The organism is Hoyosella rhizosphaerae, assembly GCF_014643175.1.
GTDB lineage: Bacteria > Actinomycetota > Actinomycetes > Mycobacteriales > Mycobacteriaceae > Lolliginicoccus > Lolliginicoccus rhizosphaerae.
In genome coordinates, this window is the sequence record NZ_BMJH01000003.1 from 155,261 (window position 1) to 167,731 (window position 12,471).

Here is a 12,471-nt window from a genome sequence, read left to right on the forward strand (position 1 = left end):
CGCTATACCGGCAAAATATCGCCAATCTCCCGCGCGGCATCAACGCCGTACGCATCACCAATCCGATTTAGGGCATCGTCGCGATCCCAGGACCACTCCTGCGTACCTAATGTTTCGAGCACAAGCACAGCGACGAGGGACCCAAGTTGCGCGGAACGTTCGTGACTCAGCTTTGACATGCGCCCCGTTAGGAACCCTGCGCGAAACGCATCGCCGACACCTGTCGGATCTAGGCGCCCACGGTCAGGGACCACATCAACGTGAACGGGGGCTTCATCGGAGGGGAATATGCCTACTCCCCCTGCACCCAGAGTCGTGATCCGAACATCAACCAAGCCGGCGATATCCTCCGCAGTCATTCCTGTCTTCTGCCGCAACAAGCCCCACTCGTACTCGTTGGTAAACAAGTACTGGGCACCGGTAACAAGATCTCGCGCAGTATCACCGTCAACACGCGCCAACTGCTGAGACGGGTCTGCAGCAAACGGCAGACCCAATGTGCGGCATTCTTGCGTGTGGCGGGTCATCGCCTCAGGGTCGTTTGCACCGATCAGCACCATATCGATATCGGGATTCTTTTGCACGAGTTCCGTCACGGAAATTTCACGAGACTCACTCATGGCGCCTGGGTAGAACGAGGCAATCTGCGCCATCGCAGTATCCGTCGTGCACACAAACCGCGCAGTGTGTGCGGTATCTGAGATACGAACTCCGTCGCAGTTGACTCCGTGGTTCTCGAGCCATGCGCGGTACTCGGAAAAGTCCACACCAGCTGCGCCTACGAGAACAGGACTTCCACCTAGCACACCGATGGCGAACGCAATATTGCCCCCGACTCCCCCTCTGCGCACAACGAGGTCGTCCACCAAGAAGCTCAGCGAAATCTGCGAAAGCTTGTCCGCAACGAGTTGTTCCTCGAATGTGCCTGGGAAAGTCATGAGGTGATCTGTTGCAATTGACCCGCTGACGGCGATTGCCACGGCATGTCCCTTTCGCGTTCAGTTTGTTGTGTCGCCAGTATGAGAAGTGCGACGCACTACCGTACCGCGAAGATACTGATGGTCCTTAAAATCGCGCACGCAATACCGCCAGTACGCACTGTGGGGTGACCCGGCAAAAGCCAGGCCACCCCACAATGAAATGTGTGTACGGACTCAGTTAAACGAGTCTCCGCAGGCACATGAACCCGTCGCTTGAGGGTTGTCGATAGTGAAACCCTGCTTTTCGATCGTGTCAACGAAATCGATGACCGCACCGTGCAGGTACGGCTCACTCATACGGTCGACTGCCAACTTCACACCATCGAAATCACTGACGTGGTCACCGTCGAGCTCGCGGTCGTCAAAGAAAAGCTGGTAGCGAAGCCCAGCGCAACCACCAGGTTGGACGGCGATTCGCAACGCTAGGTCGTCGCGACCTTCTTGTTCCAGGAGAGCCTTAGCCTTCGCTGCGGCCGCTGCTGTGAGCTGCGCGCCCTGGGTGGTGGTTTCATTCTGCACTGTCATGCGTTCTCCCTCAGCTCAGACAAAAATGCCGTGCACATACCGGTGCTAGTCTCAACGGTACTCTTCATCGAATAATTCCCCTAGTCTCCCTGTCTTGAGAGATTGGGGCAACTATGTCAAATATAGCCGCGTGCGATATGGCGTGTGAGTTCATGTAGAGCCTCCGCTCCCCGTGCAAGTGCACTGCGAATCGATCCGCAGTGGGATGTCACAGAGTACGCGTCGTGAACACCGAGTTGCTTGTAGTGCTTAGGTGCCACCGACACCTGTCCAGCGATCACGATCGCTGGGACACCGCATTCGCTCGCTTTACGTGCCACGACAGACACGACTTTCCCGTTGAGAGATTGCTCGTCGAACGAACCTTCACCGGTGATGATGAGGTCAGCATCTGCGAGGCTCTCGTCCAGGCCAGTGTTGCGCGCCACTAGTTCGGCTCCGGAGCACCGGTGTGCACCCATCGCTAAAAGCGCCGCACCTAGTCCGCCGCCCGCTCCACTCCCCTCTTTACTTGAGCAGTAGCCCCAGTTCTCCAACTCATTCGTTAGCAGGGTGAGGCGCCGTTCCAACCGCGCAACGGTCGCTGGATCTGCGCCTTTTTGGGGACCAAAAACTCGGGCGGCGCCATTCGCTCCAAGCAAGGGATTCGTCACATCTGTTGCAGCTACCAAGTCGATATGTTCGTATTCTGCTGCCGCAGCTGGCAATCCGCCCAAGGCCGCGAGCATGCCTACCCCACCATCGGTTGTCGCCGAGCCGCCGCAACCGACCACGATGGTTTTTGCCCCCAAGATCCGTGCGTCGTGAATCAATTCGCCGACGCCGTACGTCTTAGACTGCCAAGCCGTGGCGGGCGTTGGCGTGGAGATGAGATGCAGCCCACAGGCCTGCGCCGATTCGATGTACGCGACATCGTCGACCATAAGCCACTGGGCACTAACAGTTTCGCCGAGCGGACCGCACACATCAGTGTGGTGCGTGGATCCACCCAAAGCGCCGAGAACTTCGACAAATCCGGGCCCACCATCGGCTTGCGGACACATGACAACATTGTCACCAGGACGCTCTGTTGCCCACGCGTCGGCAATCGCCCTCGCAACGTCGAGCGCCGTCATCGTGCCAGCGAACTTGTCCGGCGCGACCACAATGTTGAGGCGAGTTTTCACTACTTCAGTGTCACATTATGTGCCGATAGCGCCAGGGGGAGTTTGTACCCGCGACTCAATCGAATACCCTAAAGCCCGTGAAATCCTCCGGACGTGGCAGCGACAACAACTCACCAGACGACGGCGCCGACTCCCCAGATGCGGGCGCCGCTGTTCGCCGGGGGTACACCCCAGCAAAAGGCCGTGCCACACCGAAGCGGAGCGAGAAGCAGCGCGGCTCGCGCGGCCCTATTATGCCGCCGCCCATGACGCGCGCGGAGGCCCGCGCGCGCCGGAAGGCCATCAAAGCCGAGAAGAAAAAGACTGAATCGAAGATGACCAAAGCTGAGCGGAAGAAGCTCAGCGCGGAAACTCGAATGCGCGCAAATGAGCGCCGCCAGCGCATGATGTCAGGCGAGGAAGAGTTCCTCCTCCCCCGCGACCGTGGCCAAGTGCGACGTTTTGCGCGTAACTACGTAGATGCTCGCCGCAACCTTGCCGGCTTATTCATGCCGCTCGCTCTCGTCGTGCTACTGACGCTGTTCATGCCACCCGAGATCCAAGGCGTCATCACCCTCGGCATGTTGGTGTTCTTGATCTTCATGATCGCTGAAGGAATCATGCTAGGGCGGACCATTAGCAACAAGATTCGCGAACGGTTCCCAGACAGCGAAGACACAGGCTTTAGTATCGGTTGGTACTCATTCGTGCGCGCAACTCAGGTGCGACGACTGCGGGTGCCGCGTCCGCAGGTACGCCCCGGCGATCCCGTCTGAGCCACGTGCGTTGTCTCATTCTCGGTGGTGCTCGGTCGGGTAAATCCAGTTTCGGCGAGGCTTTGATTGCAGACTTGGCGTCCAGCGATCAAGTGCCGGTCCGGTACATTGCCACATCACCCCATCGTCCGAATGACGAGGAATGGGCCGATCGGATCAGGCGGCACCGGGCGACCCGCCCCCACCACTGGTCGACGGTGGAAACTTTGGATGTTGCCGACGAACTACGCACCAGCCCTCATACGCCGACGATCGTCGATGATCTTGGAACTTGGTTGGCAGCGGAGATGGACGTGTCGGGCGCCTGGGATGGTCATCGGGCTGAGCTTGTTGGTCGCCTCGACGATCTCGTGTCGAGCGTGAAGAACTTCACATCACCGCTTGTCATCGTGACTCCGGAGGTTGGGCTAGGAATAGTTCCAGACACCCGCGCTGGAAGAATGTTCCGAGACGACATCGGGGTGTTGAACGCCCGGATCGCCGAAGTGTGCGAGAAGGTAGTACTTGTTGTCGCAGGAATATCGTTGCCGCTGAAGCAAGTTCCACCGCTTAGGTAGGTTCTGTATCACTGTGGTGAGGAAGGCAGGACTTCGTGACTGGCCCACAGGCCCCCGACGAACCCGATGTGCGCGCAACATTCGGGGCAATAGACCAACCTGACCGCGAGGTACGACGCGCCGCCAGCGAACGCCAACTGACGCTCACAAAACCGCGTGGGTCCCTCGGTCGACTTGAAGACTTGGCAGTGTGGATTGCGGCCTGCCAAGGGCAGTGTCCCCCGAAACCGTTCACACGCCCGCGGGTCGTCATTTTTGCTGGAGACCACGGCATCGCAAATACAGGTGTGTCGGCGTACCCGCCTGAAGTGACCGCGCAAATGATTCACAATTTTCTCGCGGGAGGCGCTGCCATCAACATTCTGGCGGACGTTGCTGGCGCTTCAGTGCGAGTCGTTGATATGTCGGTTCGGGGTGAAACCCCCGCATCCGTCTCCAGGTTCAAGGTTCGTGAAGCGTCTGGTCGGATTGACCAAGAAGACGCCATGTCGATGGAAGAAACTCTCACGGCAATTGCAGCTGGACGCGCTATCGCCGACGAAGAGATAGATTCGGGTGCGGATGTCCTCATCGCTGGCGACATGGGCATCGGTAATACGACACCCGCTACCGTGCTGATTGCAGCAGTGACGTCAACCGAACCCGTCGCTGTTGTTGGACGAGGCACTGGGATTGATGACAATACGTGGATGCGCAAAGCGACAGCTGTTCGTGATGCGCTGAGGCGAGCAAAACCTGTGGTGCGTAACCCTGTTGAGCTTCTGGCGACAGCCTCTGGGCCTGATCTTGCAGCTATGGCCGGGTTCTTAGCGCAGTGTGCGTTACGGCGAACCCCCGTGATTCTTGACGGGGTTGTAGTGACAGCCGCAGCCCTCATTGCTGAGAATCTCGCGGCGGGCGCAAGTGAATGGTGGGTTGCCGGTCATCGGTCCACCGAACCAGCCCACACAGTGGCGTTGCAGTATCTGCGCCTCGACCCAATTGTTGATCTTGGTATGAGGCTTGGTGAAGGCTCAGGAGCCACCATCGCCCTGCCTGTGCTGTCGGCAGCCGTCGCCACACTAGCCAACATGGCCACCTTTTCGGAAGCGGGGGTTTCGGACCAGTGACTCGGCAAGACAAACGAACACGTCCGCGCAATAACCCATCGATCGACGGCATTCACCTTGCGTTCTCATGGTTGACGATTCTGCCGTTTCGTGGCCCGCGGCTAGTTGACCGGCATGCTGGCGCGTGGGCGATCGCCGCTTCCCCACTGATCGGGCTCGGGTTTGGTGTTGTCGCAGCTCTGATGCTGTGGGGAATGTTGGCAGCGAATTTACCGTGGCAGTTGGCGGGCGTCCTTACAGTCGGAGCATTAGCCCTGTTCACACGTGGGATGCATATCGACGGACTTGCCGACACTGCCGATGGTCTCGGAACTTTTGGGTCACCCGCACGTGCTCAAGAGGTGATGCGGGCCGGCGGTTCGGGACCGTTTGGTGTCGCGACGTTGGTCGTGGTCTTGGTTGGTCAGGCATTGGCGCTGGGCGCTCTTGCTGAGAAGCAGATGTTTGTCGGGATTGTCGTCGCGATCGCTGCTGCCCGTGTATCCGTCGTTTTAGCTTGTCGTACCGGCATTCGGCCCGCCCGAAAGGATGGGTTTGGTGCCCTGGTCGTCGGAACGCAATCGTGGGCCCTGATCGGTACGTGGATTGTGGCGTGCCTCTTCATCGCCACGATGGCTGTGTCGAATAGCCCTATTCATGGTCCAGTAGTCGTTGTTGTGGCGTTCGCCGTAGCGTTTGTTTTCACTATCCACTGCGCACGGAGATTTGCAGGGCTCAATGGGGATGTTCTTGGAGCGGTGTTAGAGATTACGGTTCTCTTGATCGCTGTGGGCATGCTGCTCGGAAATTAGTCCGCCCGCCACAGCGATCTGTGGCGGGCAGTCAGGTCCGGATGGTCACGGGCTTAGTACAGTTTTTGCATCCACCCGCGAGTATCCGTGAAGGTTCCCCGTTGAATACCGGTGAGCGTGTCGCGCAGAGCCATCGTGACTTCACCTGGCTCGCCGTTGGCTACGGTGTACTCACCTCCGGTGTGCTTCACTCGACCAACAGGGGTAATCACGGCCGCTGTGCCACACGCAAAAATTTCGGTAATGCCGCCGCTGCGAACCCCAGATTCCACTTCGTCGACGGAAATCTTGCGCTCCTCGACTGGAATACCGGCATCCTCGGCAAGGTGGATAAGCGATTCCCGCGTAATACCTGGCAGGAGTGAACCTGAAAGTTCAGGGGTCACGAGGCGCGCATCCGCTCCCGAACCATAAACGAAGAAGAGGTTCATTCCACCCATTTCTTCGATGTACTTCCGTTCGATCGCGTCGAGCCACACGACTTGGTCACAACCCTGTTCCGCGGCTTGTGCCTGGGCAAGGAGCGACGCGGCGTAGTTGCCAGCAAATTTTGCCGCACCGGTGCCGCCGCGCACTGCACGAACATACTCGGTGGACAACCACACGCTCACGGGCTTCACGCCAGCTTTGAAGTAGGCCCCAGCCGGTGACGCAATAAGCAAGTACTGGTATTCGTTTGCAGGTCGAACTCCAAGTCCAGCTTCAGACGAAAACATGTATGGGCGGAGATACAGGGACTCTTCGCCACCCGGTTGCGGAACCCAAGCGTGGTCGACTGAGAGAAGTTCCGTCAGCGATGCAAGGAACAATTCTTCGGGTAATTCCGCCATTGCGATTCGCCGCGCTGAGGAACGAAACCGCTCGGCGTTGGCATCTGGCCGAAATGACGCAATGGTGCCGTCTGGTTGGCGGTAAGCCTTGAGCCCTTCGAAAATCGCCTGACCGTAGTGCAACACCATGGCTGCGGGGTCAAGTGATATCGAACCGTACGGCAGCACTCGGGCGTCGTGCCACCCGTTGCTTGCCGAGTAGGAAATCGAAACCATGTGATCGGTGAAGTACTGGCCAAAACCGGGAGCGTGAAGGATTCGTTCCCTGTCGGCATCAGACCGCGGCGACGGATGCGGGGTGTACGTGAACTCGGGCAGTGCAGTCATGAGGGAAGATCCTATCGCGAAAGATCATTGAGTCTTCGGTGCAACGAAAGGCGGGATGACCACCTCACAGGGCATGTGCCGCCCCCGGATGTCCACCGTCACAGTATCGCCTGCACTGATGTCCGCTGAGGTGTCGAGGAGAGCGAGCGCAATACCTGCTTTAAGTGTTGGTGAAAAGGTACCCGACGTGCACGTTCCAATCACCTTATTTTCTTGCAGCACGGCGAGTCCAGCGCGCAAAACGCCACGGCCGTGCGCCTTGAGACCCCACAAGCTGCGGTTCGGGCCGTTTTCTCGTTCCGCCTGCAGTGCGTCGCGGCCCCAGAACTGTGGTTTTTTCCATCCGACTGCCCAGCCACACCGAGCTTCGACGGGCGAGATGTCGAGTGACAGTTCGTGTCCGTGCAGGGCGTATCCCATCTCGGTCCGGAGTGTGTCTCGCGCGCCGAGTCCGGCTGGTTGTCCCCCGGCTGCGACGATGCGTTCGACGAGGTGACTAAACGCCTCGGCTGCTGATTCTTGTGCGATCACGATCTCGTACCCATGCTCACCCGTGTACCCAGTGCGGCACACACGGACCGCTGCTCCGTTCAGTGCAGCCCACTCAGCGTCGGCGAACGCCATGTACCGCATGTCTGTCGGCAAACCTTCGGCTGCGAGAACTTCGGCTGACTGGGGACCTTGGACCGCATATACCGCGAACTCACGGTGCTGGTCAGTAATGGACACTCCGGCGGGCGCTTTGTCGGCCAGCATCTCCGCGACGTTGGCGGTGTTGGCAGCGTTAGGAATCAGAAAAACTTCGTTTTCGCTTACCAAATATGCGATGAGGTCGTCGACTACGCCGCCTTGGTCATTGCAGCACAGGGTGTATTGGGCTTTGCCTGGACTGATTCGGTGTAGGTCGTTGGTGAAGGCAGTGTTGACGAACTCGGCCGCTCCAGGCCCGGCGACGAGGATCTTGCCGAGGTGGCTGACATCAAAGATCCCCACGTGTTCGCGCACAGCGTGATGTTCACCTACAACGCCGCTGTATGACACTGGCATTGACCAGCCAGCGAAAGGCGCAAACGTCGCACCTAGGCGAACATGCACGTCATGAGCAGGACTGTGCAACAACTCATCACCTTCGGACGCTGTCGTCGTAGGGGCGGCAATTTCATGTTCGGCACTCACGGGATCCACGCTAGCCGGCGAAGATCGCGGTAGCCTCTACCTCACTACTCGGCGCGACCTTTTCCGCCCACGTAGCCGATCTCATTGCAGCGGTTGTTATCGAATATTTCAGTAAGGAGTTTGTATGAGCGCAGGGGCCATAGCGCAGACGAAGCGTCTTCACGTTGAGTTCGCGGCAAAAGTCACCAAAGCCCACGACGTCGTAGTGGTGGGTGTTCTCCAGGGCGGCAAGAATATTTCCCTCGACGGGGTTAAAGACCTGTGGGACAAGGAAACGCGCGCCGCAGTGGTGAAGGCGTTGAAGGAAGCTGGGGCTACGGGAAAGCGCGATCAGTTCACGCGAGTGCCGTCTCCGAAAGGTGTGGCTGCAGGCAGTGTCGTTGGCGTTGGTCTAGGCGTTGGGAAGCAAGGTTCGCTGACGGCTGAAGAACTACGCCGCATCAGCGGTTCAGTGGCACGATCACTGACCGGTGTGCGCGCAGCTGCCACCACGCTGCATTCGCGTGACCTCGCATCCGTTGTGGAGGGATTTATCCTCGGATCGTATTCCTTTTCTGCATTCAAATCCGCGAAGACAGCTCCGGCGAAGGACGCGCTTCCCCTCGCTCAGTTGGACCTCGTAGCTACCGGCTCGGGTGACGGCAAAGCAAAATCACAGCTGAAGCGGTCGATCGCTGTCGCCGAAGCAGTGTCTCTTGCACGCGATTTCGTCAACACCCCACCGAGCCACCTATACCCCGAGGTTTTTGCAGATCACGCCGCAAGTCTCGCGACTGATGCTGGCCTTGAGGTGGAAATCCTCGACGAAACGCAACTGGACGAAGGCGGTTACGGCGGGATTTACGCCGTAGGTAAAGGGTCGGCGCGTAAACCGCGATTGGTTCGCATCGCACACCGCGGCGGAGGTGAAGAAGGCAAGACCGTCGCCCTCGTAGGTAAGGGAGTCACCTTCGACACCGGCGGTATCTCAATCAAGCCCGCAGCAGGCATGGAGAACATGACCTCAGACATGGGTGGCGCCGCAGCAGTCATTGCGACAGTCTTGCTCGCAGCGAAGCTCGACCTACCAATCAACGTCATTGCGACGGTGCCGATGGCAGAGAACATGCCGTCAGCCAACGCGACCCGGCCTGGCGATGTCATTACCCACTATGGCGGCACGACCGTTGAGGTAATCAACACCGATGCGGAAGGTCGACTCATCCTTGCCGACGCACTTGGGCGTGCGGCGGAGGACAACCCGGACTACATCATCGATACTGCAACGCTGACAGGTGCGCAGATGGTGGCACTCGGGACGCGCGTCCCCGGTGTCATGGGAACTGATGAATTCCGCGATCGCGTGGCTTGGTTGTCCCAGGAAATTGGCGAGAATGCGTGGGCGATGCCAATGCCGCAGGAGTTGCGGGCAGACCTCAACTCAAAGGTTGCTGATCTCGCGAACGTCACAAACCACCGCTGGGGTGGGATGCTGTCGGCTGCGTTGTTCCTCAAGGAGTTCGTTGCCAACGGAACGCCGTGGGCTCACATTGACGTAGCAGGTCCCGCATATAACACCGGTGGGCCGTGGGGTTACACCGGCAAGGGCGGCACAGGCGTTCCAGTCCGGACAATGCTCGCTGTGCTTGAGGACGTTGCCGCAAACGGGTAGCGCAGTTAGGCGACTAAATACCGTCTCGCTGCTGACGTTCACGCCGCTTGAGGATGCGCTGCCGCTCATCGTGGTCGCGCATCCTCTGCGGGTAACCCGTTTTTTGCACGTCGTACATGGGGATCGAAAGATGCTCGCCTAGTTTCCTGGCGGTCTTTGGATTACCTACTCGGCGTCGAGTCCACTCGCCATCGTTGGCGACGAGCACAACCGTCATTTCGTTGACAAAAGTTTGTGGCTCAACAAACGCCTCGACCCCAACGCGGGCAGCACACCACTGTTCGAGATGTGCCACGTCGGTGTCTGACATCCCCCGCACGCCGGATTGACCACTTGCCCCGCCGCCGAGCGACTGACGCATTCGCCCAAAGATTCCCATAGGTCGATGCTGCCAGGAATTTGCCCATGTTCCCAAATTAGAACGTGATGTGGCACTCACAATGTGACCTGGTTGGAGACAACCCGCGCTCCGCCGACGAAGGGCGTAAGGTTTCGTTGGGTTTCGTTTCGTGGGCTTAGGTTTGTGGGCTTAGGTTTGTGAAAGTTCCCCACTCGAACTGAGTGCGCGCTAAGAATTGTGAACCTGCCCGCGCGTGAAAGTCCGTGTGATGCAAGGATGTCCTTGGACGCTTTCAATGTGAGATTGACTGACGGTGGGAGAAGTTTCCGCTTGATCTGTGCATCTCGCCACGAAACGTCCTTGCCACAAGCACAATAGAGATCGCTTCGCTAACGGAAAGTGAAGCGATCCGCCATACGCCCCATCGAGCGCCGAGGAGTCGAAGGATTATGGCCTTCTCCGTTCAAATGCCCGCCCTAGGTGAAAGCGTGACTGAAGGTACCGTCACGCGGTGGCTCAAGCAGGAAGGCGATACCGTTGAAGTCGACGAGCCGTTGCTCGAAGTGTCGACTGACAAGGTAGATACCGAGATTCCTTCGCCTGCCGCCGGTGTTCTCACCAAAATCGTCGCTCAGGAAGACGACGTCGTCGACATTGGTGGTGAACTTGCAATAATCGGCGACGGCGATGATGACTCCGGGTCGAGCGATTCCGGGTCCAGCGATGCTGATTCGAGTGAGCAGGCAGAGCCGGAGGCCGAAGAGGCCCCCGCTGAAGAAGAAGCCCCAGAAGAAACTGAGCAGTCCGCCCCGGCTGAGGAATCAGCTGACGACGAGGAAGAGTCGTCAGGCGGCGAAGGCAGCCCAGTGACGATGCCAGCGCTTGGCGAGTCTGTCACCGAAGGCACTGTCACTCGTTGGCTTAAAGCTGTGGGCGACACAGTGGAGGTTGACGAGCCACTGCTTGAGGTTTCCACTGACAAAGTTGATACGGAGATTCCGTCACCTGTTGCGGGGACGCTCCTTGAAATCTCGGCTGAGGAAGACGAGGTCGTTGAAATTGGCGGCCAACTCGCAATCATCGGCAGTGGTAAGCCCGCGTCGGCCAAAAAGGCCAAACCGGAACCGAAGCCTGAGCCTGAACCTGAGCCAGAGCCCAAGGCTGAGTCCAAACCAGAGCCGAAAGCTGAGCCGAAGGCTGAGTCCAAACCCGCACCTAAGCAGGAGACGGACACCAAGCCAGCTAAGAGCGAATCGAAACCTTCGTCGGGCAGCACACCGTACGTCACACCACTGGTTCGCAAGCTTGCGTCAGAGCACAAGGTTGATCTGGCCGACGTTCGCGGGTCCGGAGTTGGTGGACGCATCCGAAAAGAAGATGTGCTTGCCGCTGCTGCCAAGGCAAAAGAGTCGGCATCGTCCTCAGCATCTAAGTCCGCAGGTTCAAAACCGTCTACTCCAGTTGGCGTGCGGCCAGAACTTGCGAAGTTGCGTGGTACCACCCAGAAGGCGAACCGTATCCGCCAGATCACGGCGATAAAGACGCGGGAGTCTCTGCAAACCACAGCTCAATTGACCCAGACACACGAGGTAGATCTCACTCGCGTGGCTGCGCTGCGCAACGAGTACAAGGCAGCGTTCAAAGAACGCCACGGTGTGAACCTGACATTCTTGCCGTTCTTCGCGAAGGCCGTTGTTGAGGCGCTACAACTGCACCCCAACATCAATGCCAGCTACGACGAAGAAGCCAAGGAAATCACGTACTACGGCGCTGAGCACCTTGGTATCGCAGTTGATACCGAAAACGGTCTGCTCTCCCCTGTCATCCACAACGCTGGCGACATGTCTGTGGCTGATCTTGCGAAGGCAATCGCGGACATTGCTCAACGTGCTCGATCAGGTGGACTCAAGCCCGACGAACTGTCTGGTGGCACGTTCACGGTGACCAACATCGGAAGCAACGGCGCACTGTTCGACACACCGATTCTCGTTCCTCCGCAGGCAGCGATGCTTGGAACAGGTGCGGTCGTGAAACGGGCTGTTGTGACAACCGACGCTGACGGCAACAACTCCATTGCGATTCGTTCCATGGCGTACTTGCCGCTTACCTACGATCACCGCCTCGTTGATGGCGCTGATGCAGGACGGTTTGTTTCGACATTGAAGCAGCGTCTTGAAGACGGTGAATTCGCCGACGATCTGGAACTCTGACAGTTGGCCCCGGCGTTCCACGTCGGGGCCTCCGTGTTAGCGACGGACACCTGA

12 protein-coding genes are annotated in these 12,471 nt (G+C 58.5%); 6 read left to right on the forward strand and 6 right to left on the reverse strand.

Annotated features, from left to right (window positions below; translation table 11 throughout):
- Positions 1-2 precede the first annotated feature (2 nt).
- From IEW73_RS12410 to IEW73_RS12420, 3 genes are all read right to left on the reverse strand, one after another.
- On the reverse strand, positions 3-980 hold the full coding sequence (locus IEW73_RS12410) for a carbohydrate kinase family protein (RefSeq protein ID WP_188675535.1): 978 nt from the start codon (positions 978-980) through the stop codon (positions 3-5).
- Positions 981-1,154: 174 nt separating this feature from the next.
- Positions 1,155-1,505 carry a HesB/IscA family protein gene (locus tag IEW73_RS12415; protein ID WP_188675538.1) on the reverse strand — a complete coding sequence of 117 codons (351 nt, stop codon included), beginning with the start codon at positions 1,503-1,505 and terminating at the stop codon, positions 1,155-1,157.
- Between the two features lie 116 nt (positions 1,506-1,621).
- On the reverse strand, positions 1,622-2,671 hold the full coding sequence (locus IEW73_RS12420; protein ID WP_229675987.1) for a glycerate kinase family protein: 1,050 nt from the start codon (positions 2,669-2,671) through the stop codon (positions 1,622-1,624).
- Between the two features lie 77 nt (positions 2,672-2,748).
- On the opposite strand from IEW73_RS12420, the gene IEW73_RS12425 reads away from it, so the two are divergent.
- From IEW73_RS12425 to IEW73_RS12440, 4 genes are all read left to right on the forward strand, one after another.
- Positions 2,749-3,426: a DUF3043 domain-containing protein gene (locus IEW73_RS12425; protein WP_188675541.1), complete on the forward strand. Its 678-nt coding sequence runs from the start codon at positions 2,749-2,751 to the stop codon at positions 3,424-3,426.
- Between the two features lie 5 nt (positions 3,427-3,431).
- A complete protein-coding gene (locus IEW73_RS12430; protein ID WP_188675545.1) occupies positions 3,432-3,983 on the forward strand; it encodes a bifunctional adenosylcobinamide kinase/adenosylcobinamide-phosphate guanylyltransferase in 552 nt (183 codons plus the stop codon).
- A 68-nt stretch (positions 3,984-4,051) separates the two neighbouring features.
- Positions 4,052-5,092 (forward strand): nicotinate-nucleotide--dimethylbenzimidazole phosphoribosyltransferase, encoded by a 1,041-nt coding sequence (gene cobT / locus IEW73_RS12435; protein WP_188676872.1) that lies wholly within the window; start codon positions 4,052-4,054, stop codon positions 5,090-5,092.
- Positions 5,093-5,133: 41 nt separating this feature from the next.
- The gene (locus IEW73_RS12440) at positions 5,134-5,883 is read left to right on the forward strand and encodes an adenosylcobinamide-GDP ribazoletransferase (RefSeq protein WP_188676875.1); all 750 of its coding nucleotides are present in this window, start codon (positions 5,134-5,136) and stop codon (positions 5,881-5,883) included.
- 53 nt (positions 5,884-5,936) lie between these two features.
- On the opposite strand, the gene IEW73_RS12445 is transcribed toward IEW73_RS12440, so the two are convergent.
- Both IEW73_RS12445 and gcvT read right to left on the reverse strand, forming a co-directional pair.
- Positions 5,937-7,040 carry a branched-chain amino acid aminotransferase gene (locus IEW73_RS12445; protein ID WP_188675548.1) on the reverse strand — a complete coding sequence of 368 codons (1,104 nt, stop codon included), beginning with the start codon at positions 7,038-7,040 and terminating at the stop codon, positions 5,937-5,939.
- Between the two features lie 24 nt (positions 7,041-7,064).
- A complete protein-coding gene (gene gcvT, locus IEW73_RS12450) occupies positions 7,065-8,216 on the reverse strand; it encodes a glycine cleavage system aminomethyltransferase GcvT (RefSeq protein ID WP_372433635.1) in 1,152 nt (383 codons plus the stop codon).
- 124 nt (positions 8,217-8,340) lie between these two features.
- Between gcvT and IEW73_RS12455 the strand changes: the two genes are divergently transcribed.
- Positions 8,341-9,867: a leucyl aminopeptidase gene (locus tag IEW73_RS12455; protein WP_188675550.1), complete on the forward strand. Its 1,527-nt coding sequence runs from the start codon at positions 8,341-8,343 to the stop codon at positions 9,865-9,867.
- Between the two features lie 13 nt (positions 9,868-9,880).
- Here IEW73_RS12455 and IEW73_RS12460 read toward each other — a convergent pair whose 3' ends face one another.
- Positions 9,881-10,246, reverse strand: coding sequence for an oxidoreductase (locus IEW73_RS12460; RefSeq protein ID WP_188675552.1), 366 nt, complete (start codon positions 10,244-10,246; stop codon positions 9,881-9,883).
- Between the two features lie 410 nt (positions 10,247-10,656).
- Here IEW73_RS12460 and sucB point away from each other — a divergent pair, with 410 nt between their 5' ends.
- The gene (sucB, locus tag IEW73_RS12465) at positions 10,657-12,417 is read left to right on the forward strand and encodes a 2-oxoglutarate dehydrogenase, E2 component, dihydrolipoamide succinyltransferase (protein ID WP_188675554.1); all 1,761 of its coding nucleotides are present in this window, start codon (positions 10,657-10,659) and stop codon (positions 12,415-12,417) included.
- Positions 12,418-12,471 lie beyond the last annotated feature (54 nt).